The sequence below is a fragment of the Streptomyces sp. NPDC031274 genome (assembly GCF_055570235.1).
Map to the genome: position 1 here is coordinate 117387 of NZ_JBVIHP010000018.1, position 25585 is coordinate 142971.

Annotated in this window: 22 protein-coding genes and 1 pseudogene; 20 read left to right on the forward strand and 3 right to left on the reverse strand. The window is 68.9% G+C overall.

Annotated elements, in window-relative coordinates; genetic code table 11:
• Positions 1-4: 4 nt before the first annotated feature.
• The 4 genes and pseudogenes from ACZ5CR_RS27320 (at position 5) to ACZ5CR_RS27335 (ending at position 4470) form a co-directional block, all read left to right on the forward strand.
• Complete coding sequence (locus ACZ5CR_RS27320) at positions 5-604, forward strand: hypothetical protein (RefSeq protein ID WP_468861982.1); 600 nt, start codon at positions 5-7, stop codon at positions 602-604.
• A 283-nt stretch (positions 605-887) separates the two neighbouring features.
• Entirely contained in the window at positions 888-1580 is a 693-nt protein-coding gene (locus ACZ5CR_RS27325) for a demethylmenaquinone methyltransferase (protein ID WP_468861984.1), read from the forward strand.
• A gap of 214 nt (positions 1581-1794) precedes the next feature.
• Positions 1795-1863: pseudogene (locus tag ACZ5CR_RS27330) on the forward strand (zinc-ribbon domain-containing protein); the annotation flags it as partial.
• Positions 1864-2238: 375 nt separating this feature from the next.
• Positions 2239-4470: a hypothetical protein gene (locus ACZ5CR_RS27335; RefSeq protein WP_468862180.1), complete on the forward strand. Its 2232-nt coding sequence runs from the start codon at positions 2239-2241 to the stop codon at positions 4468-4470.
• A 12-nt stretch (positions 4471-4482) separates the two neighbouring features.
• Here ACZ5CR_RS27335 and ACZ5CR_RS27340 read toward each other — a convergent pair whose 3' ends face one another.
• Complete coding sequence (locus ACZ5CR_RS27340; protein WP_468861987.1) at positions 4483-4830, reverse strand: PASTA domain-containing protein; 348 nt, start codon at positions 4828-4830, stop codon at positions 4483-4485.
• A 114-nt stretch (positions 4831-4944) separates the two neighbouring features.
• Positions 4945-5466: a GNAT family N-acetyltransferase gene (locus ACZ5CR_RS27345; protein ID WP_468862168.1), complete on the reverse strand. Its 522-nt coding sequence runs from the start codon at positions 5464-5466 to the stop codon at positions 4945-4947.
• A 166-nt stretch (positions 5467-5632) separates the two neighbouring features.
• On the opposite strand from ACZ5CR_RS27345, the gene ACZ5CR_RS27350 reads away from it, so the two are divergent.
• Together ACZ5CR_RS27350 and ACZ5CR_RS27355 are read left to right on the forward strand one after the other, a co-directional pair.
• Entirely contained in the window at positions 5633-6922 is a 1290-nt protein-coding gene (locus ACZ5CR_RS27350; protein ID WP_389912455.1) for a geranylgeranyl reductase family protein, read from the forward strand.
• Between the two features lie 156 nt (positions 6923-7078).
• Positions 7079-7405 (forward strand): putative quinol monooxygenase, encoded by a 327-nt coding sequence (locus ACZ5CR_RS27355; RefSeq protein WP_468861989.1) that lies wholly within the window; start codon positions 7079-7081, stop codon positions 7403-7405.
• A 118-nt stretch (positions 7406-7523) separates the two neighbouring features.
• On the opposite strand, the gene ACZ5CR_RS27360 is transcribed toward ACZ5CR_RS27355, so the two are convergent.
• Positions 7524-8339, reverse strand: coding sequence for a C40 family peptidase (locus ACZ5CR_RS27360; RefSeq protein WP_468861991.1), 816 nt, complete (start codon positions 8337-8339; stop codon positions 7524-7526).
• A 1165-nt stretch (positions 8340-9504) separates the two neighbouring features.
• Between ACZ5CR_RS27360 and ACZ5CR_RS27365 the strand changes: the two genes are divergently transcribed.
• From ACZ5CR_RS27365 to nuoN, 14 genes are read left to right on the forward strand one after another with little or no spacing between them, the layout of a single operon-like run.
• Positions 9505-9864: an NADH-quinone oxidoreductase subunit A gene (locus ACZ5CR_RS27365; RefSeq protein ID WP_003992243.1), complete on the forward strand. Its 360-nt coding sequence runs from the start codon at positions 9505-9507 to the stop codon at positions 9862-9864.
• A 20-nt stretch (positions 9865-9884) separates the two neighbouring features.
• Positions 9885-10439 (forward strand): NuoB/complex I 20 kDa subunit family protein, encoded by a 555-nt coding sequence (locus ACZ5CR_RS27370; RefSeq protein WP_005313804.1) that lies wholly within the window; start codon positions 9885-9887, stop codon positions 10437-10439.
• A 20-nt stretch (positions 10440-10459) separates the two neighbouring features.
• On the forward strand, positions 10460-11158 hold the full coding sequence (locus ACZ5CR_RS27375; protein WP_468862170.1) for an NADH-quinone oxidoreductase subunit C: 699 nt from the start codon (positions 10460-10462) through the stop codon (positions 11156-11158).
• Positions 11158-12480: an NADH-quinone oxidoreductase subunit D gene (locus ACZ5CR_RS27380; RefSeq protein ID WP_389912446.1), complete on the forward strand. Its 1323-nt coding sequence runs from the start codon at positions 11158-11160 to the stop codon at positions 12478-12480. The genes ACZ5CR_RS27375 and ACZ5CR_RS27380 overlap by 1 nt, the downstream gene beginning before the upstream one ends.
• 41 nt (positions 12481-12521) lie before the next feature.
• The gene (gene nuoE, locus ACZ5CR_RS27385) at positions 12522-13328 is read left to right on the forward strand and encodes an NADH-quinone oxidoreductase subunit NuoE (RefSeq protein ID WP_468862173.1); all 807 of its coding nucleotides are present in this window, start codon (positions 12522-12524) and stop codon (positions 13326-13328) included.
• On the forward strand, positions 13328-14689 hold the full coding sequence (gene nuoF, locus ACZ5CR_RS27390; RefSeq protein WP_468861994.1) for an NADH-quinone oxidoreductase subunit NuoF: 1362 nt from the start codon (positions 13328-13330) through the stop codon (positions 14687-14689). Before nuoE ends, nuoF begins: the two co-directional genes overlap by 1 nt.
• Positions 14686-17199: an NADH-quinone oxidoreductase subunit G gene (locus tag ACZ5CR_RS27395; protein WP_468861997.1), complete on the forward strand. Its 2514-nt coding sequence runs from the start codon at positions 14686-14688 to the stop codon at positions 17197-17199. Before nuoF ends, ACZ5CR_RS27395 begins: the two co-directional genes overlap by 4 nt.
• Positions 17199-18581: an NADH-quinone oxidoreductase subunit NuoH gene (nuoH, locus tag ACZ5CR_RS27400; RefSeq protein WP_468861999.1), complete on the forward strand. Its 1383-nt coding sequence runs from the start codon at positions 17199-17201 to the stop codon at positions 18579-18581. The genes ACZ5CR_RS27395 and nuoH overlap by 1 nt, the downstream gene beginning before the upstream one ends.
• Positions 18574-19245 (forward strand): NADH-quinone oxidoreductase subunit NuoI, encoded by a 672-nt coding sequence (gene nuoI / locus ACZ5CR_RS27405; protein ID WP_468862002.1) that lies wholly within the window; start codon positions 18574-18576, stop codon positions 19243-19245. The genes nuoH and nuoI overlap by 8 nt, the downstream gene beginning before the upstream one ends.
• Entirely contained in the window at positions 19242-20057 is an 816-nt protein-coding gene (locus tag ACZ5CR_RS27410) for an NADH-quinone oxidoreductase subunit J (protein ID WP_468862003.1), read from the forward strand. Before nuoI ends, ACZ5CR_RS27410 begins: the two co-directional genes overlap by 4 nt.
• Positions 20054-20353: an NADH-quinone oxidoreductase subunit NuoK gene (nuoK, locus tag ACZ5CR_RS27415; protein WP_249588397.1), complete on the forward strand. Its 300-nt coding sequence runs from the start codon at positions 20054-20056 to the stop codon at positions 20351-20353. Before ACZ5CR_RS27410 ends, nuoK begins: the two co-directional genes overlap by 4 nt.
• A gap of 14 nt (positions 20354-20367) precedes the next feature.
• Positions 20368-22263 (forward strand): NADH-quinone oxidoreductase subunit L, encoded by a 1896-nt coding sequence (gene nuoL / locus ACZ5CR_RS27420; RefSeq protein ID WP_468862005.1) that lies wholly within the window; start codon positions 20368-20370, stop codon positions 22261-22263.
• Between the two features lie 5 nt (positions 22264-22268).
• Positions 22269-23840 carry an NADH-quinone oxidoreductase subunit M gene (locus ACZ5CR_RS27425; protein WP_468862008.1) on the forward strand — a complete coding sequence of 524 codons (1572 nt, stop codon included), beginning with the start codon at positions 22269-22271 and terminating at the stop codon, positions 23838-23840.
• Positions 23837-25501, forward strand: a complete 1665-nt coding sequence (gene nuoN, locus ACZ5CR_RS27430; RefSeq protein WP_468862011.1) for an NADH-quinone oxidoreductase subunit NuoN — start codon at positions 23837-23839, stop codon at positions 25499-25501. The genes ACZ5CR_RS27425 and nuoN overlap by 4 nt, the downstream gene beginning before the upstream one ends.
• Positions 25502-25585 lie beyond the last annotated feature (84 nt).

Consider the following 25585-nt stretch of genomic DNA (forward strand, 5'->3'; position numbering starts at 1 on the left):
TGTTTTGCGCACACTTCACGTCGCCGAAGGGACACCGGAAACGGCGATCATGGTCGACGGGGCGAGCCTCGCCGCCGTCGGCCCGTACGAGGAGCTGGCCGCCGCACACCCGTCCGCGCGCGTCCGGCGCTGGCCCGGCATCCTCACGCCGGGCCTGCTCAACCCGTACGGCCCCGAACTCCTCGAAGCCACCTACCATCCCGACCCGCGTGAGGCCGACCGGCTCGGTACCGAGCCCATCGGCGGGGAGCGTGCGCGGACCCTCTTCCGCGTCGATCCGTCCCGGCTCGGAGCCAGCGCCCGGCGGGGCGTGCAGCGGCTCTTCGCACACGGCACGGTGGCCGTCGCGGGCGAACTGCACGCCCGGCCCGTCCTCGACACCGTCCGCAGGGCGGGCCTCGCGGTCGGCCGGCGCCCACCCCGGCTCACGGGCCCCGTGTCCCTGTCGCCGACCCCACTCGTCCTCCTGCCGCGCCTGGCGGAGGGCGGCCCGGCCCGCTTCGCGATCTTCGACGTGCCCGACCGCGCGGAGCTGGTGCGGCGTGGGGCACAGACGTGCGTGGCGACGGTGGTGGAGGGACGATTGGTGTACAGGGCGCGCTGAGGGCAGCCCTGTCAGGGGCGCCCTCAGGGGCGCGGGGAACTGCGCGAGCAACCACAACAGACCCGCACCCGCCAGACGGCCCCGCCAGGCAGACGCTCCGGCGAAGAGCCCGCCGCAGGCGAGAAGGCCCGCCGCAGGCGAGAAGGCCCGCCGCAGGCGAGAAGGCCCGCCGCAGGCGAGAAGGCCCGCCGCAGGCGAGAAGGCCCGCCGCAGGCGAGAAAGCCCGCCGCAGGCGAAGCGGGCCGCCGCCAAGACAGAAGACCGGCCTGACACAATGGGCCGGGTGACCCGCGCATCTCTGGACAAGCAGCCGCACGAAGTCGCCTCGATGTTCGACGACGTGGCGGAACGGTACGACATCACGAACGACGTGATGTCGCTCGGGCAGGCCCGGCTGTGGCGCAAGGCCGTCGCCAAGGCCGTCGACGCGCGGCCCGCGCAGAAGGTCCTCGACCTCGCCGCCGGGACCGCCACCTCGTCGCAGCCCTTCGCGCAGGCCGGCGCGTACGTGGTGCCCTGCGACTTCTCGCTCGGCATGCTGCGGGTCGGCAAGGCACGTCACCCCTGGATGCCGTTCACGGCCGGGGACGCGACGAAGCTGCCGTTCAAGGACGACACGTTCGACGCCGTCACGATCTCCTTCGGGCTGCGCAACGTCCAGGAGACGGACCAGGCGCTGCGGGAGATGTACCGCGTGACGAAGCCCGGCGGCCGGGTCGTCATCTGCGAGTTCTCGCACGCGACATGGGCGCCGTTCCGCACGGTCTACGAGGAGTACCTGATGCGGGCGCTGCCGCCGGTCGCGCGCACGGTCTCCTCCAACCCCGACGCGTACGTCTATCTCGCGGAGTCCATCCGCTCCTGGCCGGACCAGCCGACGCTGGCCGCGCTGTTGCAGGACGCGGGCTGGTCGAAGGTGGCGTGGCGGAATCTGACCGGTGGGGTCGTGGCGCTGCACCGGGGATTCAAGGCGTAGACCTGCCGCGGGACGCCCGGAGCACAAGCGCGCGAAATATTCCGCTGTGAACCGAGTTGACGGGAACCAGCCGCAGGGCAAGATGTGTCCGTTGTGATACGACTCCGCCGACGCGACGGCGTCGATGCGAGTCCGCTCTTTCGCATCAGCCGCTGCTGGGTCGCTCGGCATGGGTCGGTCTTTCTGGTCATCTCCCCAATGACGGAGCGTCCCTATGGCGTCGAACTGTCCTCACTGCGGGGCATCCACCCCTGAAGAGGCCCGCTTCTGTATGAAGTGCGGGCGAGAGCGCCCGCGTGGCACGTCCGTGGACGCGGGGCCCGCGGATTTGCCCGCGGCGGAGCTCGGCGCTCCGACCGCTGTAGGGGACACCGGTGAGCAGGACGCCGCTGCGACTGAACCTGAGCCGGACGCGCCCGCCAGGGAGACGCCTGCCGGGCAGACGCCTGCCAAGCAGACGCCCGCCGGGCCCGGGTTCACCGCAACTTCCCTTCCCGCGCCCGCACTTCCCGCTGCCGCCCCCGTATCCCCGCCTCCGTCTCCATCCCCGCCCGCATACGTTCCCGGGCCGCCCTCCGCGCCCTCTCCCCTCGGCGCCTTCTTCGGACGGGCGTTTCGGGGCGACTGGGCCGGGGCCGCTCAAGCCGCCCTGTGGCCCGTGGGGTTGGTGCTCGTCGCGGCGGTCGCGATGGCCATTCCCTCCTACGGGCAGGGCGAGGGAAGTGGTGGCGGTGACGTCGTCGTCGGGTTCGGCGATCGGATGCGGATCGCTCTCGCGACTCTGCTCCAGGCCGTGGGCGGCGGCTTCGAGGTCTCCGGGAGCGAGCGGCAGCAGTCGTCGTCGGTCTTCGGCGGTGACAGCCCCGATGTGGGCACCGCCTTCGACGGCAGCGCCGCGCTGCACCTCATTCCGCTCACCGCCACCGCGCTGTGGATCGGGGCCCTCTTCATCGGCGTACACATCCTGCGCAACCGCCTTCTCGTGCGCGCCGGAAACCAGGGCGGGGGCACGCCGGGGCTCGAAGCAGCCGTGCGCGTCACCCTGTTGGTGACCACGGGCACCCTCGTGCTCAGCCTCTTCGCGCAGCCCGAGATCGACGGCGTCGAGCTTTCCTCGTCGCCCGTGCTCGCCGCGCTCGGTGCGTTCGTACTCGGACTGGCCGTCTCCGGGGGCGTACTGCACCGCCACGACCTGGCCCACTGGCTCGCCCGACGGCCGGTGTGGCAGGCGACGTTCCGTGCCACCGGCACCGCGCTGCGCGCGCTCGCCGTCGTGCTTGCGCTCTGCTCGGTCGTCGCGTTCATCAGCCTCGCCCAGATCGACGACCTCGAACGCGTCGCCGACCTCGACGACGCCAATGTGTCCCCGCTGGTCATCGCCCTTCTCCTGCTGCCGAACCTGGGCGTCGCCGCCCTCGGCCTCGGGTGGGGCGCGCCGCTCGACGCCTCGGTGCAGGGGAGCAGTTCGTCGTACGGGGGTGGCTACGAGAGCGAGTCCTTCGGGCTCTCCGAGCTGGGGGACGTCACCAACGCGTGGGCGATCGCGGGGGCGTTGACGCTCGGGCTCGTCTGCGCGCTGGTCCTCGGCGTCCTCGCCGCCCGCCGTTCCGCGCACCGGGGAGAGCAACTGCTCGCCGCCGGTGTCTTCTTCGGGCTCTTCCTGCTTCTCGCCGGGGTCGGCGGGGTCAGTGTCGACGCCACCGGAAGCGCCTCGGCGGAGTTCGGCGGAGGCGGCAGTTCGGGCGGCTCGGGCAACGGCACCTTCGAGGCGGGCGTGAGCGTGCCGGACGCGCTGCTCTTCGGGCTGCTCTGGGTCGTCGTCGCGGCGCTCATCGCGCCGTTCCTGCTGCAGATGGCGGGGCAGCGGACGGGGCTCGTCGCGGGGCCGGTTCCTTCGGGCCCGCCGATGCCGGGCGGTCCCGTGGGCACGGCTCCCGAGGCCGCGGCCGCCGTCGGCGCCGTGGGCCCCGTCACGACGGACGCTCCGGCGAACCCGGTTGCCCCCACACCTCAGAGCGCCCACGACCTGCCCACGTACGACCAGCCCACGCACGACCTGCCCACGCACGACCAGCCCACGTACGTCCCGACCGGAACCCCCGCCTTCGCCTACGCCCCGCATTCCTTCCAGCAGCCCCCCACCACACCACCCGAGTCCCGCCGCACCGCCCTCTGGGTCGGCACCCTCGTCGGCGCCTTCATCATCGGCAGCGGTATCGCGGCCGGTGTCCTGCTCTGGCAGAACAACGACGACGGCAAGGCGGACAAGGCCGGAGGCAAGGACGACAAGCCCGCCATCAGCCGGACCGAGGACCGGACCGAGCCGCCGGCACCGAACGCGTCGCCCACCGCGTCGCCCACCGCATCGCCCACGTTCACGCCCACGGAGGAGCCGAGCGCGAGCCGGGACACCGTGGACGACACCCCCAGAGTGCCCGCGGGCTCCGACCTGGTGTCCGACGTGAGCGGCTTCGAGTTCGCCGTGCCGGACGGCTGGACCCGGCAGGGCGAGGAGCGTCCCGGGCAGATCGTGTACGCGGGTTCGACCGGCCGGGAGGAGTTCCTGGTCGGCGTGGTGCCGTACGCGCCGTACACCTCGTACGAGAACTTCACGACCATCGAGAAGGACGCCAAGAAGGACCCGAAGAAGTCGGACTACCAGCGGATCCGCCTGGAGCCGAACACCTTCGAGGGACGTAGCGGCGCGATCTGGGAGTACACCTTCACCGACACGGCGGGCCGCGAGATCCACGCCCTCGACCAGAGTTACGTCGCGGACAACGGCACCGAGTACGCCATCCAGCTGTCCTGGCGCGCGGACTTCTGGCCCACGAGCGAGGGCGCGAAGGTCCACCGGATCGCGCTGGAGCACTGGCGGCTCAACGGCTGAGCACCGGCGCGTTCACCAGACGGCGCCGACCTCGGGCCCCGGCTCGTCGAGCTCGCGGCGCAGGCCGCCGTCCGGCGGTCCGGGGTGGCGTGGTTCGCGCACCCCCGCGCCGCCGTCGCCCTCGTCGGGGCCGAGGTCGAACCAGACGGTGACGACGGCATCGCGCGGGATCCACATGCCGGGGAGGGGGTACTGCCGGACCACGTACTCGACGACGACCAGGTGGAAGTCGGGGCGGTCGGGCGCCGTGAGCAGTACGCCGTGCTTCTCCGCCGAATCGCGCGCGTCCACGGCCATGAGTCCCGTCAACCGCGGCACGCGCACGTCGTCCGTCCTGGGCGCCTTCGGCACAGATGTCACCCCCCAGCGGTACCGGAAGGGTAGACCCGCCGGGCGTCGGCCGGAAGCGGTCCGTCACCCCCGCCGACGCCCTGCCGAAGCCCCGTCCGCCCGTTACGAAGCCCCGTCCGCCCGTTACAGCGTGAGCCGAAAGCCGTGCACCTGACGGTTCGACACCGGCGATGTGTAGGTCTCTGCCTGTTCCATGCCGAGCCGCCGCGTCACCGCCGCCGACCGTTCGTTGTGGGCGTCGACCACGGCCACCACGTCCCGTACGCCCGCCGCGCGTACCCGTTCCACGGCCGCCCGCGCGGCGGCGGTCGCGTACCCCTTCCCCCAGGCGGCGCGGCCCAGACGCCAGCCGATCTCGATCTCTCCCGTGGGCCCCCAGTCGCGCGGCCAGGGCTGTGCTCCGGCGAAGCCGATCGGCTCGCCGTCCGCGTCGAGCAACGTCCAGAGGCAGTAGCCGAGTTCGGCGTCGTGTCTGCGCTGCCGGGCGGTCAGCTCCTCGTACATGGAGAGTTCGGCGGAGCGGCCGCCCAGGAACTTCATGACGTCCGGGTCGTCGAAGAGGCGGTGCCAGACCAGAGCGTCCTCGTGGGTCGGGACGCGCAGCTGTACGGCAGGCAGGGGCCTGGTCGGTCTGGTCGGCCTGATCGGCGGTGCCTGCTCTGTCGCTTGCTCAGTCGCTTGCGCTGTCGCCTGCTCTGTCGCCTGCTTTGTCACGGGTGGCCCTTCGGCTGGCTGATCGGTACCGCTGCATAGACTGCCCATAACCCGTGCCCGTCGGCACACAGATTTCGAGCTTTGGGGAGAACCCGCCGTGACCGAGCCCCAGCCCCTCACCGAACACACCGCTGATGTGATCGTCGTCGGGGCCGGGCCAGCCGGTTCCACGACCGCCTATTACCTGGCGAAGGCCGGACTCGACGTACTCCTTCTGGAGAAGACCGCGTTCCCGAGGGAGAAGGTCTGCGGCGACGGTCTGACGCCGCGCGCCACCAAACAGCTGGTGTCCATGGGCATCGACATCTCCGAAGAGGCGGGCTGGCTGCGGAACAAGGGCCTGCGCATCATCGGGGGCGGCGTACGGCTCCAGCTCGATTGGCCGGATCTCGCCGCCTACCCGAACTACGGCCTGGTCCGTAAGCGCGACGACTTCGACGAGCAGCTCGCGCGCCAGGCGCAGAAGGCGGGCGCCCGCGTGTACGAGCGCTGCAATGTCGGCGCCCCGATCATCGACGACCGCACGGGCCGCATCACCGGCGTGCACGCCAAGATGGGCGAGGAGAAGACGCCGGTTACGTTCCACGCCCCGCTTGTGGTCGCCGCCGACGGCAACTCGACGCGGCTCTCCCTCGCGATGGGTCTGCACCGCCGCGAGGACCGCCCGATGGGCGTCGCCGTCCGTACGTACTTCACGTCGCCGCGCCACGACGACGACTACCTGGAGTCCTGGCTCGAGCTGTGGGACCGCCGCGGCGCCCAGGACCGGCTGCTGCCCGGCTACGGCTGGATCTTCGGCATGGGTGACGGCACGTCGAACGTCGGGCTCGGCATCCTCGACTCCTCCGCGGCCTACAAGGAGCTCGACTGGCGCGAGGTGTTGAAGGCCTGGTGCGCCTCGATGCCGGAGGACTGGGGCTACACCCCGGACAACATGACGATGCCGATCCGCGGCGCGGCCCTGCCGATGGCCTTCAACCGCCAGCCGCACTACACCAAGGGCCTGCTCCTGGTCGGTGACGCGGGCGGCATGGTGAACCCCTTCAACGGCGAGGGCATCGCGTACGCCATGGAGTCCGGGCAGATCGCGGCGGACGTCATCGTCCAGGCGCACGCCCGCTCGACCCCCGGCCAGCGCGAACTGGCGCTGCACAACTACCCGAAGATCCTCAAGGACACGTACGGCGGCTACTACACGCTGGGCCGTGCCTTCGTGAAGCTCATCGGCAACCCGAAGGTCATGAAGATGGCCACGCAGCGCGGCCTGACCCACCCGATGCTGATGCGCTTCACGCTGAAGATGCTGGCCAACCTCACCGACCCGACGGGCGGCGACGCGATGGACCGCATCATCAACGGGCTGAGCAAGGTGGCGCCGAAGGCGTGAGGCGCCGGTAGCCCCGTAGCCCGAGAGCCGGGCTGCCCGGTAGCCCCGTAGCCCCGCAGCCGGGCAGCCCGGTTCGGCTCCCGGAAAACTTCGGCTCTCAGAAAACAGGGCGTATCCGATTTGCCCTCACGGGGTGGACGGCAGGACGCTGGTCGCATGATCTTCATCGCCGTCAAGTTCACCGTCCGCCCCGAGTACAGCGACAGCTGGCTGGAGCGCACCGCCGAGTTCACCCGTGCCACGCGCGCGGAGGAAGGCAACCTCTTCTACGACTGGTCCCGCAGCGTGGACGACCCGAACCAGTTCGTCCTCCTGGAGGGCTTCGCCTCGCAGGAGGCGGGCGCCGCGCACGTCGGCTCCGACCACTTCAAGGCCGGTATGGAGACGATGTCCGAGTTGATCGCGTCGACCCCGGAAATCATCCACACCGAGATTCCGGGCAGCAGCTGGTCCGAGATGGGTGAGCTTTCGCCGAAGGGCTGAGGCGCAGGAAGGGCGGAAGCTCAGGAAGGGCCGAAGCTCAGGAAGGGCTGAGGCGCACGTAGAAGGGCCGGGAAACCCCATCGGGTTTCCCGGCCCTTCTACGTGGCTGTGAGGGGCCTCAGAGGACGCGCACGGCACCGTCGGCGGGGTAGCCCGACAGGTCCTGGATGACAACGCCCTTGCCGGGGTTGGCGGCGTCGAGGTACTGACCGTTACCGATGTACACACCCACGTGGTACGCGGAGCCCGCGCCACCCCAGTAAAGGATGTCGCCCACCTGGACGTTGGAGAGCGAAACCGGTGTACCGGCGACCGACTGGTCCTGCGAGACGCGCGGGAGGTCCACACCCGCCTGCTTGAACGCGGCCTGGACGAGGCTGGAGCAGTCCCAGGCGTTGGGTCCTGAAGCACCCATGACGTACGCGTCACCGAGCTGGGCCTTGAGGAAGCTGATGACCGAGCCGACGTTGCCGCTGGCCGGGGCCACATCGGCGGCGGCGGTGCTCGAGCCGGAGCCCGACGCGCTGAGCGTCGTGCGCTCGGCGGAACGCGAGGCGCGCTCCTCCTCCGCCTTCTTCTTGGCGGCGGCCTCGGCCTTCGCCTTGGCCTCCGCCTTCTTCTTGGCGGTGGCCTGGTCTTCCTTGGCCTGCTTGGCGGCCTTCACGGCGGCCGCGTCCTGCTCGGCGCGGAGCTCGTAGCTGTCGGCGGTCTGCTGGGTGGCATCCGCGGACTGCGCGATCTGCGTGGAGAGGTCCGTGGTGAGCGTCGGCATTTCGATGGTCTCGGTCACCGGCTCGGCTGCGGTCGCCGTGCCAGCTGCCGCGGCCACTGCCAGGGTGCTGAGGACGCCACCGGCAACTCCGGCGCGCAGGGCCATCTTCGAGGCGCTACGACGGGGCTTCCGGTGGCTGGGTATGTGAGCGGTGTGGGACATGAGAACAACCGCTATCAGGGAGTCAGGGTTCCCATCAAGAAACGTGGGCTGCGCCACAGTTGCCCCTGGCGGCCTCGAATCCCGGGCGTGTCACTTCTTATTGACGCCGTAACGGGCAATGCGGACAGTGGTGATCACGCCTGTGATCATGGGCTTTCTGCGATACGTCCGAATTGCCCATGGACTACCACCGGTTGAGTCGGTTGGCCAAGCCCGGTTTATTCACCGCAGGGTGCCGTGTGGCGCAGGTCACAGGTGTGGCCCTAGGGGATCTCCCTGAGATCCGGCCGAGACCTTTCTGAGATGTCCCGAAGAATTCAGGGGTGTTGCCGATGTGGGGGACCGGTGACGGATCGACGCCGAATCGACGATGGATCGGCGGTCGGCCGGTGCCGGGGCGGTGTGGGCCCGGTGCCGATCCCCTCTTGTGGTGACATCTCTTCGTCTCTCGTCGCGGCTCTTGTGGCGGCTCTTGGGGTGGCTCTCGTGATGACGTCACTGACGCCACTCCATTCGCGTACCCCGGTCGTGCGCCGTCGCGCCGTCCACGCACCCCGGTCGTACGTCGTTCGCGTACCCGAGTGCGTACCGACCATGCGGCCCTCGCGTATCGACCGCCGCCCGCGCATCGCGCGCACCGACCCCGCAGCGGCCCCCGCACCGACCCCACAGTGACCCCCGCGCCGACCCCGCATCGATCCTGCGCCGACCCCGCGCCGCCCTCGCGTCGACCCCTCTCCACCCGCTAGTGAATCCGTGCACGCGTGCCCGGCCGTCCACTTACGTCCACACCGCTCCCGCCAAAGTGTGAACGCGCCGCCACTATCAAGCCGTCGTGTCCAGCGCCAATTTGCCTGCGGCGGCCATCGCTTGATAGGGCGACCCCCTCCCGACCAGGGGTGACTCGCTGAGATGTCACCTCTGGTGATCACTCAGGCGCTTCGCGTATGAAGATCACCGCTCATCCGACTTCATGATCCTTCGTCAGGTGGTGGAGATCACAAAGCCGTTGTCGCACCCCGTGTCGCAGATCACAGACCGGCGGGCATAAGATGCGGGGCAGTTGGGCTTGTGACCTGCTTCACATGTGCGCGATCTTCGTGGGGGCGGGGCGCAGTCCAATGCAACCGCCAACAGTCAGTGCCGACTGAGAGGAGCGAGGAGCGTGAATGCCTATGCGCCCATCCTCGTGCTGGGAGCCCTCGGGGCAGGCTTTGCGATCTTCTCCGTGGTCATGGCCACGCTTATCGGTCCAAAGCGGTACAACCGAGCCAAGCTAGAGGCGTATGAGTGCGGTATCGAGCCGACGCCGACTCCGGCCGGCGGCGGGCGATTCCCGATCAAGTACTACCTGACGGCGATGCTCTTCATCGTCTTCGACATCGAGATCGTCTTCCTTTACCCCTGGGCCGTCACCTTCGACGCGCTGGGGATTTTCGGGCTCGTGGAGATGCTGCTCTTCGTGCTCACCGTCTTCGTCGCCTACGCGTACGTATGGCGGCGTGGCGGCCTGGAATGGGACTAAGGGTCTGAGGGGCAAAGAGCATGGGACTCGAAGAGAAACTGCCGAGCGGATTTCTGCTGACCACCGTCGAACAGGCCGCGGGCTGGGTGCGCAAGTCATCCGTCTTCCCCGCGACCTTCGGCCTCGCGTGCTGCGCCATCGAGATGATGACGACGGGAGCCGGGCGCTATGACCTGGCTCGCTTCGGCATGGAGGTCTTCCGCGGTTCGCCGCGCCAGGCCGATCTGATGATCGTGGCCGGACGCGTGAGCCAGAAGATGGCGCCGGTCCTGCGGCAGGTCTATGACCAGATGCCCAACCCCAAGTGGGTCATTTCCATGGGGGTTTGCGCTTCATCGGGCGGTATGTTCAACAATTACGCGATTGTGCAGGGTGTGGACCACATCGTCCCTGTTGACATCTATTTGCCCGGCTGTCCGCCACGGCCCGAGATGCTGATGGACGCCATCCTCAAGCTCCACCAGAAGATCCAGGGCTCCAAGCTCGGGGTCAACGCGGAGGAAGCGGCCCGCGAGGCGGAGGAGGCGGCCCTCAAGGCGCTCCCCACCATCGAGATGAAGGGGCTGCTGCGGTGAGCGACGCGCATGAAGAGCACCTGAACGGAAACGGCGTCCCGGCCCCCCGTGACGAGGCCGGCAAGGTCATCGGCGTACGCAAGGGCATGTTCGGCGCCAACAACGGCGGCGACACGTCCGGTTACGGCGGCCTGGTGCGGACGGTCACCCTGCCGGGCGCCACCGCGCGCCCCTACGGCGGCTGGTTCGACGAAGTGGCGGACGAGCTGGAAGGCGCCCTGGAAGAGCAGGGGCTCCTCCCGGAGAACGCGATCGAGAAGACGGTCGTCGACCGCGACGAGCTCACCTTCCACGTCGCGCGCGAGCACCTCGTCCGGGTCGCCCAGACCCTGCGCGACGACCCGGCCCTGCGCTTCGAGCTCTGTACGGGCGTCTCGGGGGTGCACTTCCTCGAGGACAAGGGCCGCGAGCTGCACGCCGTCTACCACCTGCGCTCGATCACCCACAACCGCCTGATTCGGCTCGAAGTCAGTGCCCCTGACGCCGATCCGCACGTCCCCTCGCTGGTCGCGGTCTATCCGACGAACGACTGGCACGAGCGCGAGGCGTACGACTTCTTCGGCCTGATCTTCGACGGTCACCCGGCGCTGACGCGGATCATGATGCCGGACGACTGGCAGGGCTTCCCGCAGCGCAAGGACTACCCCCTCGGCGGCATCGCCGTCGAGTACAAGGGCGCCCAGATCCCGGCTCCGGACCAGCGGAGGTCGTACAGCTGATGAGCACGTCACATGCATCCGCGCGCGAAACGACCGAGGGGACTGTATATACAGTCACCGGCGGCGACTGGGACGAGGTCGTCCAGTCCGCGGCCCGGTCCGACGACGAGCGCATCATCGTCAACATGGGTCCGCAGCACCCCTCCACCCATGGTGTGCTCCGGCTCATCCTGGAGATCGAGGGCGAGACTGTCTCCGAGGCCCGCTGCGGCATCGGCTATCTGCACACGGGCATCGAGAAGAACCTCGAGTACCGCACGTGGACGCAGGGCACGACGTTCGTCACGCGCATGGACTACCTCACGCCGTTCTTCAACGAGACGGCGTACTGCCTCGGGGTCGAGAAGCTCCTCGGCATCGAGGACCAGATCCCGGACCGCGCCTCGATCATCCGCGTGCTCCTGATGGAGCTCAACCGGCTCTCCTCGCACCTGGTGTGCATCGCCACCGGCGGCATGGAGCTGGGCGCGACGACGATCATGATCTACGGCTTCCGAGATCGTGAACTCGTTCTCGACATCTTCGAGTTGATCACCGGCCTGCGCATGAACCACGCGTACGTCCGGCCCGGCGGGCTCGCCCAGGACCTGCCGCCGGGCGCGGTGGACCAGATGCGCGAGTTCGTGAAGAAGATGCGGAAGAACCTCGGCGAGTACGACAAGCTCGCCACCGGGAACCCCATCTTCAAGGCCCGCATGCAGGACGTCGGCTACCTCGACCTCGCGGGCTGCATGGCCCTCGGCGCCACGGGCCCGGTCCTGCGCTCGGCGGGCCTGCCGCACGACCTGCGCAAGTCGGATCCCTACTGCGGCTACGAGAACTACGAGTTCGACGTGCCGACCGCCGACACCTGCGACTCCTACGGGCGCTTCCTGATCCGCCTCGAGGAGATGCGCCAGTCGCTGCGCATCGTCGAGCAGTGCCTGGACCGCCTCGAGCCGGGTCCGGTCATGGTCGGCGACAAGAAGATCGCCTGGCCCGCGCAGCTGGCGCTCGGCCCGGACGGGTTGGGCAACTCGCTCGACCACATCAAGAAGATCATGGGCACCTCCATGGAGTCCCTGATCCACCACTTCAAGCTGGTGACCGAGGGCTTCAGGGTCCCGGCCGGACAGGCGTACACCGCGGTCGAGTCGCCCAAGGGCGAGCTCGGCGTGCATGTCGTCTCCGACGGCGGCACCCGCCCCTACCGGGTCCACTTCCGTGACCCGTCCTTCACCAACCTGCAGGCCATGGCGGCGATGTGCGAGGGCGGCCAGGTCGCCGACGTCATCGTCGCCGTCGCCTCCATCGACCCCGTGATGGGAGGCGTCGACCGGTGACCACCACTCCTTCCCAGCAGGGTGCGGGCGTCAGCCTGGGCATGCCCCAACTCCCCGCCCCCGACTTCCCGGCCGACGTACGGGCCAGGCTCGACGCGGACGCCAAGGAGGTCATCTCCCGCTACCCGGACTCCCGGTCCGCGCTGCTCCCGCTGCTGCACCTGGTGCAGTCCGAGGAGGGCCACGTCACGCGCACGGGCATGGCCTTCTGCGCGGAGGTGCTCGGCCTGACCACCGCCGAGGTCACCGCGGTCGCGACCTTCTACACGATGTACCGGCGCAAGCCCTCCGGTGACTACCAGGTCGGCGTCTGCACGAACACGCTGTGCGCCGTCATGGGCGGCGACGCGATCTTCGAGTCGCTGCAGGAGCACCTGGGCGTCGGCAACGAGGGGACCACAGAGGACGGCAAGGTCACGCTGGAGCACATCGAGTGCAACGCGGCCTGTGACTTCGCTCCCGTCGTGATGGTCAACTGGGAGTTCTTCGACAACCAGACTCCCGAGACCGCCAAGCGGCTCGTCGACGACCTGCGCGCGGGCGTGCAGGTCGAGCCGACCCGCGGCGCCCCCTTGTGCACGTACAAGGAGACGGCCCGGATCCTGGCGGGCTTCCCGGACGAGCGGGCCGGCGCCGTCGAGGCGAGCGGCGGCGCGGGTCCGGCCTCGCTGATCGGACTGCGCCTGGCCAAGGGTGAGTTGCCCCAGCCGCGTGTGGTCCACCCGCGCACGGGCGGCCCGCAGGACGAGGCGCCCGCCGAGCACCTCAGCTCGCACGACGCACCGCAGGAGACCTCGGCATCCGACCCGGCCCACCCGGCCGGACCGACCGCCGAGGAGGGGGAGTGATGACCTTGGCAGCCGAGATCGACAACGAGACGAGCCCCGAGAAACTGCTCGCGCCGGTGCTTTCGGCGTTCTGGGACGTGGAGAAGTCCTGGACGCTCGACACCTACCGACGGCACGAGGGGTACGAAGGCCTGCGCAAGGCCCTGGCCATGGCGCCGGACGACCTCATCGCGTACGTGAAGGACTCCGGTCTGCGGGGCAGGGGCGGCGCGGGATTCCCCACCGGAATGAAATGGCAGTTCATTCCGCAGGGAGATGGAAAGCCGCACTATCTAGTTGTCAACGCCGACGAATCGGAGCCGGGGACCTGCAAGGACATCCCGCTCCTCTTCGCGAACCCGCATTCCCTCATCGAGGGGATCGTGATCGCGTGTTACGCGATCCGTTCTTCGCATGCCTTCATCTACCTGCGCGGTGAAGTCGTCCCCGTGCTCAGGCGGTTGCACGAGGCCGTGCGTGAGGCGAAAGAGGCGGGATTCCTGGGCGAGAACATCCTGGGCAGCGGACTCGATCTCGAACTCACCGTGCACGCGGGCGCGGGCGCGTACATCTGTGGTGAGGAGACCGCGCTGCTCGACTCGCTCGAAGGCCGCCGTGGCCAGCCGCGACTGCGTCCCCCTTTCCCGGCCGTCGCGGGCCTCTACGCATGCCCCACTGTCGTCAACAACGTCGAATCCATCGCGTCGGTTCCCGCGATCCTGAATCGCGGAAAAGACTGGTTCAAATCGATGGGGAGCGAGAAGTCCCCCGGCTTCACGCTCTATTCGCTGAGCGGCCACGTCACGAGCCCCGGCCAGTACGAGGCCCCCCTCGGCATCACCCTGCGCCAGCTGCTCGACATGAGCGGCGGGATCAGGGCGGGCCACCGGCTCAAGTTCTGGACGCCGGGCGGTTCCTCGACGCCGATGTTCACCGACGAGCACCTCGACGTCCCCCTGGACTACGAGGGCGTGGGCGCCGCCGGGTCGATGCTCGGCACGAAGGCGCTCCAGTGCTTCGACGAGACGACCTGCGTCGTGCGGGCGGTCACGCGCTGGACCGAGTTCTACGCCCACGAGTCCTGCGGCAAGTGCACGCCCTGCCGCGAAGGAACGTACTGGCTGGTGCAGTTGCTCCGCGACATCGAGGCGGGCAAGGGCGTCATGTCCGACCTCGACAAGCTGAACGACATCGCCGACAACATCAACGGCAAGTCCTTCTGCGCCCTCGGTGACGGCGCCGCGTCGCCGATCTTCTCCTCGCTCAAGTACTTCCGCGAGGAGTACGAGGAGCACATCACCGGCAAGGGCTGCCCCTTCGACCCGGCCAAGTCGACTCTCTGGGCCGACAGGCCCGCCGCACATTCGGAGGTGAACGCATGACAGTGACCACGAACAGCGCTCCCTCCGGGGGCGGCGAGGCGGCGGTTCCGCCGGAGGACCTCGTGTCGCTGACGATCGACGGCATCGAGATCAGCGTCCCGAAGGGGACGCTGGTCATCCGGGCCGCCGAGCTCCTCGGCATCGAGATCCCGCGCTTCTGCGACCACCCGCTGCTCGACCCGGCGGGCGCCTGCCGCCAGTGCATCGTCGAGGTGGAGGGCCAGCGCAAGCCGATGGCGTCCTGCACCATCACCTGCACCGACGGCATGGTCGTGAAGTCGCAGCTGTCCTCGCCGGTCGCCGAGAAGGCGCAGCGCGGTGTGATGGAGCTGCTCCTCATCAACCACCCGCTGGACTGCCCGGTCTGCGACAAGGGCGGCGAGTGCCCGCTGCAGAACCAGGCGATGCAGGTCGGCGACCCGGACACCCGCTTCGAGGGCAAGAAGCGGACTTTCGAGAAGCCGGTGCCGATTTCGACGCAGGTCCTTCTCGACCGCGAGCGGTGCGTGCTCTGCGCTCGCTGCACCCGTTTCTCCAACCAGATCGCGGGCGACCCGATGATCGAGCTGCTGGAGCGCGGCGCGCTCCAGCAGGTCGGTACGGGCGAGGGTGATCCCTTCGAGTCGTACTTCTCGGGGAACACCATCCAGATCTGTCCGGTCGGCGCGCTGACCTCGGCGGCGTATCGCTTCCGCTCCCGGCCCTTCGACCTCGTGTCGTCGCCGTCGGTCTGCGAGCACTGCGCGGGCGGCTGCGCGACCCGTACCGACCACCGGCGCGGCAAGGTCATGCGGCGGCTCGCCGCGGACGACCCCGAGGTCAACGAGGAGTGGCTCTGCGACAAGGGGCGCTTCGGCTTCCGTTACGCGCAGAAGCCGGACCGGCTCACCACGCCGCTGGTGCGCAACTCCGAGACCGGTGAGCTGGAGACGGCCAGCTGGCCCGAGGCTCTCGAAGCCGCGGCCACCGGGCTCGCCGCCGCGCGCGGCCGGGCCGGCGTGCTGACCGGCGGGCGCCTCACCGTGGAGGACGCCTACGCGTACAGCAAGTACGCGCGCGTGGCGCTCGACACGAACGACATCGACTTCCGCGCGCGCGTGCACAGCGCCGAGGAGGCCGACTTCCTCGCCGCCCGCGTGGCGGGCCGTGGCCGGGATCTCGACGGCACCGGAGTCACGTACGCGGAAGTGGAGAAGGCACCCGCCGTCCTGCTCGTCGGGCTCGAGTCCGAGGAGGAGGCGCCCGGGGTCTTCCTGCGCCTGCGCAAGGCCTGGCGCAAGCACGGCCAGCGGACGTTCTCCCTCGCGACGCATCAGACGCGCGGCCTGGAGAAGGCGGGCGGCACGCTGCTGCCCGCGGCTCCCGGCACCGAGACGGAGTGGCTCGACGCCCTGGCCGGCGGAGTCGGCCTGGACGGCGAGGGCGCCACGGCGGCCGAGTCGCTGCGCGCCCCGGGAGCGGTGATCGTGGTCGGCGAGCGTCTCGCCGCTGTGGCGGGCGGGCTCACCGCCGCCGTACGGGCCGCGTCCGCGACCGGTGCGCGGCTGGTGTGGATTCCCCGCCGGGCGGGGGAGCGCGGCGCCCTTGAGGCGGGCGCGCTGCCTTCGCTGCTTCCCGGCGGGCGTCCTTCCACCGACCCGCGCGCACGGGACGAGGTCGCGGCCGCCTGGCGCGTGGCCGAACTCCCGCACCGCCACGGCCGCGACACCGGCCAGATCATCGAGGCGGCGGCGACCGGCGAACTGGGCGCCCTCCTGGTGGCGGGCGTGGAGGTCGCCGACCTTCCGGACCCGGCACGCGCGCGTGAAGCACTCTCCGAGGTCGGGTTCCTGGTCTCCCTGGAGCTGCGGCCCAGTGAGGTCACCGACCACGCCGACGTCGTACTTCCCGTGGCCGCGGTCGCGGAGAAGCCCGGCACCTTCCTCAACTGGGAGGGCAGGGCACGGATGTTCGACGCCGCACTCAAGCCCGACCACATGACGCGCACGCTGGCCCCGACGGACGCGCGTGTGCTGCACATGCTGGCCGACGCCGGGGACGTACACCTGGGTCTTCCCGACCTGGCATCGGCCCGGCGCGAGCTCGACCGGCTCGGCGGCTGGGAAGGACCGCACGCCACCGAGCCCCTGGAGACAGCCGCCCAGCCGCCGAGGCCCTCCTCCGGAGAGGCCGTTCTCGCTGGGCACCGGCTGCTGCTCGACCGGGGCCGCCTCCAGGAGGGCGACGAAGCGCTTGCCGGTACGCGGCACGCCGCGGTCGCCCGGCTCTCGGCGGCCACCGCGGCCGAGGCGGGCGTCAAGGACGGCGACGTCCTGGCCGTCACCGGCTCCGCAGGGGCGACCGAACTGCCGCTCCTGGTCACCGAGATGCCCGACCGTGTGGTGTGGCTGCCGCTGAACTCGACCGGGGGAGGCGTCACTTCCGACACCGGCGCGCGCCCCGGCGATCTCGTCCGCATCGGCCCGGCGCTCCTGCCGGAGCCCTCACAGGCCCCGGAGGTGACGTCGTGATGCACACCGTGGTGCCGCTTGCGGCGGAAGACCTGTCCATGTTCGGCCGTGACCCGTGGTGGCTGGTCGCCGTCAAGGCGGTCTTCTGCTTCGCGTTCCTGATGGTGACGGTGCTCTTCTCCATCGTGTGGGAGCGCAAGGTCGTCGCCTGGATGCAGCTACGCATCGGCCCGAACCGGCACGGCCCCTGGGGCATGCTGCAGTCCCTCGCGGACGGCATCAAGCTGATGCTCAAGGAAGACCTGATCGTCAAGCGCGCGGACAAGGTGGTGTACATCCTCGCGCCGATCGTCGCGGCCATCCCGGCTTTCATGGCGATCGCGGTGATCCCCTTCGGGCCCGCGGGCAACGAAATCTCGATCTTCGGCCAGCGCACGACGATGCAGCTCACCGACCTGCCGATCGCGATGCTCTACATCCTCGCGGTCGCCTCGGTCGGCATCTACGGCATCGTGCTGGCGGGCTGGAGCTCCGGTTCGACCTATCCGCTCCTGGGCGGACTGCGCTCCTGCGCGCAGATGATCTCGTACGAGATCGCGATGGGCGCCGCGTTCGCCTCGGTGTTCCTCTACTCCGGGTCGATGTCGACCTCGGCGATCGTGGAGGCGCAGGCGGACCGCTGGTACGTACTGCTGCTTCCCGTCTCGTTCCTGATCTACATCGTGACGATGATCGGTGAGACCAACCGCGCTCCGTTCGACATGCCGGAGTCCGAGGGCGACCTCGTCGGCGGCTTCAACACCGAGTACTCGTCGATCAAGTTCGCGCTGTTCATGCTCGCCGAGTACGTCAACATGGTCACCGTCTCGGCGGTCTCGGTCACCCTGTTCCTGGGCGGCTGGCGGGCCCCGTATCCGGTCAGCACCTTCTGGGAGGGCGCGAACCACGGCTGGTGGCCGATGCTCTGGTTCGTGATCAAGGTCCAGCTGTTGCTGTTCTTCTTCATCTGGCTGCGCGGCACGCTGCCACGCGTCCGCTACGACCAGCTGATGAAGCTCGGCTGGAAGGTTCTGATCCCGGTCTCGGTCGTCTGGCTGATGCTCGTGGCCACGGTCAGGGCGATGCGGAACGAGAACTACGACTTCACCTCGATCGCGCTCTACGTGGGCGGGGGAGTGATCGCGCTCCTGTTGCTCTCCGTCGTCGTCGACATCTTCCGCGACAAGCGCGAGAAGGAAGCGGCAGCACGATCCGAGAGCGAGGAACCCGTCGCCTTCGACCCGATGGCGGGCGGATTCCCCGTCCCGCCGCTGCCCGGACAGAGCCTGCCGCCCGTGCCCCGTCGCCGCTCGCGCCAGGAGCGGGAGTTGATTGTCAGTGGTGGGCCGGATACTCAAAGTGACGGAACCCGTAGTGACGGAAAGGAGGCGTCCGATGGCTGAGTCGAAGAAAGAGCCGCACCAGGCACCACACGAGTCGAACCAATCGAAGCAGGGGTTCCAGAACCCCGTCGCGGGCTTCGGCGTGACCTTCAAGGCCATGTTCAAGAAGCGGCTGACCGAGCAGTATCCGGAGCAGGAGAAGACCACCGCTCCCCGCTTCCACGGCAGGCACCAGCTCAATCGCCATCCGGACGGCCTGGAGAAGTGCATCGGCTGCGAGCTCTGCGCCTGGGCCTGCCCCGCGGACGCGATCTATGTGGAGGGCGCGGACAACACCGAGGAGGAGCGCTACTCCCCGGGTGAGCGTTACGGCCGCGTCTACCAGATCAATTACGCCCGCTGCATCCTGTGCGGCCTGTGCATCGAGGCGTGCCCCACGCGCGCGCTGACGATGACGAACGAGTTCGAGCTGGCCGACAGCAGCCGCGAGAAGCTCATCTTCACCAAGGAGCAGCTGCTCGCCGGCCTGGAGGAAGGCATGGTCGAGTCACCGCACTCGATCTTCCCGGGCACGGACGAGCAGGACTACTACCGCGGTCTGGTGACGGAGGCCGCGCCCGGCACGGTGCCTCAAGTGGCCCTCTCCAAGGGCGAGACGCCCCAAGAGGCCGCCTCCACCTTCGGGGACGACGAGCCCGCGTCGGGGGAGGTGATCAACCGATGACCCAACTCGCCGCCTACACCACATCCACCGGTGAGGCCGTCCAGTTCTGGGTGCTCGGCACGGTCGCCGTGATCGGCGCCCTGTGCACGATCCTCATGAAGAAGGCCGTGCACAGCGCGCTCTGTCTCGCCGGGACCATGATCGTCCTTGCGGTCTTCTACCTCGCCAACGGGGCGTACTTCCTGGGCATCGTCCAGGTCGTCGTCTACACCGGCGCGATCATGATGCTCTTCCTCTTCGTGGTCATGCTCGTCGGCGTCACCGCCGCCGACTCCCTGAAGGAGACCATCAAGGGTCAGCGCTGGCTGGCCGGTCTCTGTGGCTTCGGCTTCGCCATCCTGCTCTTCGCGGGCATCGGGAACGCCTCGGTGAACGAATTCGCCGGACTCAGCAAGGCGAACGCCGGCGGCAACGTGCAGGGCCTCGCCGAGAGCATCTTCACGAAGTACGTCTTCGCCTTCGAGATCACCGGCGCACTGCTCATCACCGCCACCGTCGGCGCGATGGTGCTCACCCACCGCGAGCGCACGGAGCGCGCCAAGACGCAGCGCGAGATGTCCGAGGAGCGCGTGCGCTCCAACCACCTGCCGCCGCTGCCCGCCCCCGGCGTCTACGCCCGGCACAACGCCGTGGACGTCGCGGGCCTGCTCCCCGACGGCACCCCGTCGGAGCTCACGGTCAACAAGACGCTGCGTGAGCGCGGCCAGATCCGCGACGTCTCGAATGAGGCGCTGGACGATCTGCGGGCCCTCGAACAGCGTTCCGAGGACCGTCTCGAGCGGTCGTCCAAGAGCGGGGAGGCGTCGAAGTGAATCCGGTCAACTACCTTTATCTCGCGGCGCTGTTGTTCTCGATCGGCGCCACCGGCGTCCTGATCAGGCGGAACGCGATCGTGGTCTTCATGTGTATCGAGCTGATGCTCAACGCGTGCAACTTGGCCTTCGTCGCCTTCTCGCGGCTGCACGGCAACCTCGACGGCCAGATCATCGCCTTCTTCACGATGGTCGTCGCCGCGGCGGAAGTCGTGGTCGGCCTCGCGATCATCGTGTCGCTGTTCCGCTCCCGTCACTCGGCCTCGGTCGACGACGCCAGCCTGATGAAGCTGTAAGGGGTCGCTGAAAAGTGGAGAACCTGATCGCGCTGCTCGTGGCAGCGCCTCTGCTCGGAGCGGCCGTACTGCTGTGCGGCGGGCGGTGGTTGGACCGTGTCGGCCACTGGCTCGGCACGCTGCTCGCGGCCGCGTCCTTCGTCGTCGGTGCGGTGCTCTTCGTCGACATGCTGGGCAAGGGCGCCGAGGAGCGCTCCCTTTCCCAGCATCTGTTCAGTTGGATTCCCGTGGAGGGTTTCCAGGCGGACGTCGCCTTCCAGCTCGACCAGCTGTCGATGACGTTCGTCCTGCTGATCACCGGTGTGGGCACCCTGATCCACATCTACTCCATCGGGTACATGGAGCACGACGAGCGGCGCCGCCGCTTCTTCGGCTATCTGAACCTGTTCCTCGCGGCGATGCTCATCCTGGTCCTCGCCGACAACTACCTCCTCCTGTACGTCGGATGGGAGGGCGTCGGCCTCGCCTCGTACCTCCTGATCGGCTTCTGGCAGCACAAGCCCAGCGCGGCCACCGCCGCGAAGAAGGCGTTCCTGGTCAACAGGGTCGGCGACATGGGCCTCTCGATCGCCATCATGCTGATGTTCACCACCTTCGGGACCTTCGCCTTCGGACCTGTCCTTGAGGCCACCGGCCAGACGTCGGAGGGCAAGCTGACGGCCATCGGCCTGATGCTGCTGCTCGCGGCGTGCGGCAAGTCGGCCCAGGTGCCGCTGCAGTCCTGGCTCGGCGACGCGATGGAGGGCCCGACCCCGGTCTCGGCCCTCATCCACGCGGCGACGATGGTGACCGCGGGCGTGTACTTGATCGTCCGCTCCGGCGCGATCTTCAACGGCGCACCGGACGCGCAGCTCGTCGTCACCGTCGTCGGTGCGGTCACGCTCCTCTTCGGTGCGATCGTCGGTTGCGCGAAGGACGACATCAAGAAGGCCCTCGCCGGGTCGACGATGTCCCAGATCGGGTACATGATCCTGGCCGCGGGCCTCGGCCCCATCGGCTACGTCTTCGCGATCATGCACCTGGTGACGCACGGCTTCTTCAAGGCCGGGCTCTTCCTCGGCGCCGGTTCGGTCATGCACGGCATGAACGACGAGGTCGACATGAGGAAGTACGGCGGCCTCAGGAAGTACATGCCGGTCACCTTCGTGACCTTCGGGCTCGGCTATCTGGCGATCATCGGCTTCCCCGGTCTGTCCGGCTTCTTCTCCAAGGACAAGATCATCGAGGCGGCGTTCGCCAAGGGCGGCACGGAGGGCTGGATCCTCGGCTCGGTCGCACTGCTCGGCGCCGCGATCACCGCGTTCTACATGACGCGCGTGATGATCATGACCTTCTTCGGTGAGAAGCGCTGGCAGCCCGATGCCGAGGGCAACGAGCCGCACCCGCACGAGTCGCCGAAGTCCATGACGATCCCGATGATCGTGCTCGCCTTCGGGTCGGTCTTCGCGGGTGGCTTCTTCAGCATCGGCGACCGCTTCATGCACTGGCTGGAGCCGGTCACCCAGCACGACCACGGTGACTCGCCGCTGAGCGCCACCACGGTCACGGGCGCCACCATGGTCGTCCTGGTCATCGGTGTGGCCCTCGCCTACGTCCAGTACGGCCGCCGTCCCGTCCCGGTCACCGCCCCGCGCGGTTCGCTGGTCACCCGGGCGGCCCGGCGCGACCTCCTCCAGGACGACTTCAACCACGTCGTCCTGGTCCGCGGCGGAGAGCACCTCACTCGCTCCCTGGTGTACGTCGACCACACCCTGGTCGACGGAGTCGTCAACGGCACGGCGGCCTCGGTCGGCGGGCTCTCCGGACGGCTGCGCAAGATGCAGAACGGCTATGCCCGCTCCTACGCGGTCTCGATGTTCGGCGGCGTTGCGGTACTCATCGCCGCGACCCTGCTGATGAGGGCGGTCTGATACCGATGTCCTTTCCTCTGCTGACAGCGACGGCGGCCCTGCCCGCGGTCGGCGCGATCGCCACGGCAGCCGTCCCGGCCGCCCGGCGGACCGCCGCCAAGTGGCTCGCGCTGCTCGTGTCGCTCGCCACGCTCGCGCTCGCCGTGACCGTGCTCGTGCGGTTCGACCCCGACGGGTCCCGTTATCAACTGACCGAGTCCCGCGCCTGGATCGCGGAGTTCGGGGTGCGGTACGAGCTCGGGGTGGACGGCATCGGTGTCGCCCTCATCGCGCTCACCGCGCTCCTGATGCCCTTCATCATCCTGGCGGGCTGGCACGACGCCGATCCCCTGGAGACGAAGTCCTCGCGATGGCGCCCGACTCAGGGCTTCTTCGCCCTGATCCTCGCCGTCGAGGCGATGGTGATCATCTCCTTCGCCGCCACGGACGTCTTCCTCTTCTACATCTTCTTCGAAGCCATGCTCATCCCGATGTACTTCCTCATCGGCGGCTTCGGGGACCGCGCCCACTCGGGCAGCGACGAGAAGGCGTCGGCGCAACGCTCGTACGCGGCCGTGAAGTTCCTGCTCTACAACCTGGCCGGCGGGCTCATCATGCTGGCCGCGGTGATCGGCCTCTACGTGGTGGCGGGGAACTTCTCGCTCCAGGAGATCGCCGAGGCGCGGGCCAACGGCACGCTGGACATGGCGACCAGCACCGAGCGATGGCTCTTCCTCGGCTTCTTCTTCGCCTTCGCGGTGAAGGCGCCGCTGTGGCCGCTGCACACCTGGCTGCCGAACGCGATGGGCGAGTCCACGGCCCCGGTCGCCGTGCTGATCACGGCAGTGGTCGACAAGGTCGGCACCTTCGCGATGCTGCGGTTCTGCCTCGGGCTCTTCCCCGAGGCGAGCAAGTGGGCGACACCGGTCATCCTCGTGCTCGCGCTGATCAGCATCATCTACGGCGCTCTGCTCGCGGTCGGCCAGCGCGACATCAAGCGCCTTGTGGCGTACGCGTCGATCTCGCACTTCGGGTTCATCATTCTCGGCATCTTCGCGATGACCTCCCAGGGGCAGTCCGGCGCGACGCTGTACATGGTCAACCACGGGATCTCGACGGCCGCGCTGATGCTGGTGGCCGGCTTCCTGATCTCGCGGCGCGGTTCGCGGCTCATCGCGGACTACGGAGGGGTGCAGAAGGTGGCGCCGGTGCTCGCGGGCACCTTCCTGATCGGTGGTCTCGCAACGCTCTCGCTGCCGGGGCTCGCGCCGTTCGTGAGTGAATTCCTGGTCCTGGTCGGCGCGTTCGCGCGCTATCCGGTGGTCGGGATCATCGCCACGATCGGCATCGTGCTCGCCGCGCTCTACACCCTCGTCCTCTACCAGCGGACGATGACGGGCCCGGTGAAGCCGGAGGTCTCGGCCATGCCGGACCTGCGAGTGCGTGAACTCGTGGTCGTCGCTCCGCTGATCGCGCTCCTGATCGGCCTCGGCGTCTACCCGAAGCCGCTCACCGACCTGGTGAACCCGGCGGTCAAGCACACCATGTCCGACGTACAGCAGAAGGACCCGAAGCCCGACGTGGAGGCGGCCAAGTGAGCGCATCAGCCGTCCACAGCCTGTGGACAATGGCGTCGGCTGCGGCGCCGCAGGATCAGATCGACAAGATCGACACTCCCACCATCGAGTACGCGCAGCTGTCACCGACGCTGATCGTCATCGGTGCGGCGGTCATCGGGATCCTCATCGAGGCCTTCCTGCCTCGCAAGTCCCGTTACTACGCCCAGCTGTTCGTGGCCGTCGTCGCCATCATCGCGGCCTTCGCCGCGGTCGTCGGACTCGCGGCCACCGGGTACGGCTCGACGAAGGCGCATATCGCCGCCATGGGCGCGATCGCGGTCGACGGGCCCGCGCTCTTCCTGCAGGGCACGATCCTCCTCGCGGGGCTCGTCGCGATCTTCACCTTCGCGGAGCGGCGGCTCGACCCCGTGGCGCACGGCAATCGCGTCGACTCCTTCGCCGCGCAGGCCGGAGCGACGCCGGGCAGCGAGGGCGAGAAGGCCGCGACGAAGGCCGGGTTCACCACCACCGAGGTGTTCCCCCTCGCGCTCTTCGCGATCGGCGGAATGCTCGTCTTCCCGTCGGCGAACGACCTCCTGACGCTCTTCATCGCCCTCGAGGTCTTCTCGCTGCCGCTGTACCTGCTCTGCGCGCTCGCCCGCCGCAAGCGCCTGATGTCGCAGGAAGCCGCCGTCAAGTACTTCCTGCTCGGCTCGTTCTCATCGGCGTTCCTGCTCTTCGGGATCGCCCTCCTCTACGGGTACGCGGGCTCGGTTTCGTACGGCACGATCGCGAAGGTCGTCGACGGCAGCATCCAGAGCGTCAACCCGGCGCTCGCCGACACCATGGGCAACGACGCGCTGCTTCTGATCGGCGCCGCGATGATCGTCATGGGACTGCTCTTCAAGGTCGGCGCGGTGCCGTTCCACATGTGGACGCCCGATGTGTACGAGGGTGCGCCCACCCCGGTCACCGGCTTCATGGCCGCGGCGACGAAGGTGGCCGCCTTCGGCGCGCTGCTCAGGCTCCTGTACGTGGTCCTGCCGGGGCTGCGCTGGGACTGGCGGCCGGTCATGTGGGGTGTCGTGATCCTCACGATGCTGGTCGGCGCGATCGTCGCGATCACCCAGACCGACATCAAGCGGCTGCTCGCGTACTCCTCGATCGCGCACGCGGGCTTCATCCTCGCCGGTGTCATCGCCATGACGCCGGACGGCATCTCGTCCGTGCTCTTCTACCTGGCGGCCTACTCCTTCGTGACGATCGGTGCTTTCGCGGTGGTCACGCTGGTGCGGGACGCGGGCGGCGAGGCCACGCACCTGTCCAAGTGGGCGGGGCTCGGCCGGCGCTCGCCGCTCGTCGCGGCCGTCTTCGCGGTCTTCCTGCTCGCCTTCGCCGGTATTCCGCTGACCTCCGGGTTCTCCGGGAAGTTCGCGGTGTTCAAGGCGGCGGCGGAGGGCGGCGCCGGTGCGCTCGTCGTGGTCGGTGTGATCTCGTCCGCGATCGCGGCGTTCTTCTACATCCGCGTGATCGTGCTCATGTTCTTCAGCGAGCCGAAGGCGGACGGCCCGACCGTGGCCGTGCCCTCGCCGCTGACGATGACGGCGATCGGGGTGGGCGTCGCGGTGACGCTGGTCCTGGGCGTGGCCCCGCAGTACTTCCTGGATCTGGCGAACCAGGCGGGGGTCTTCGTCCGGTAGTCCACCTGCTCTGCTCGCCTTCGCTTCGCCGCCGCCCGGCACCCCGTCCGACAAGGGTGCCGGGCGGCGGCCTGTGGATAACTT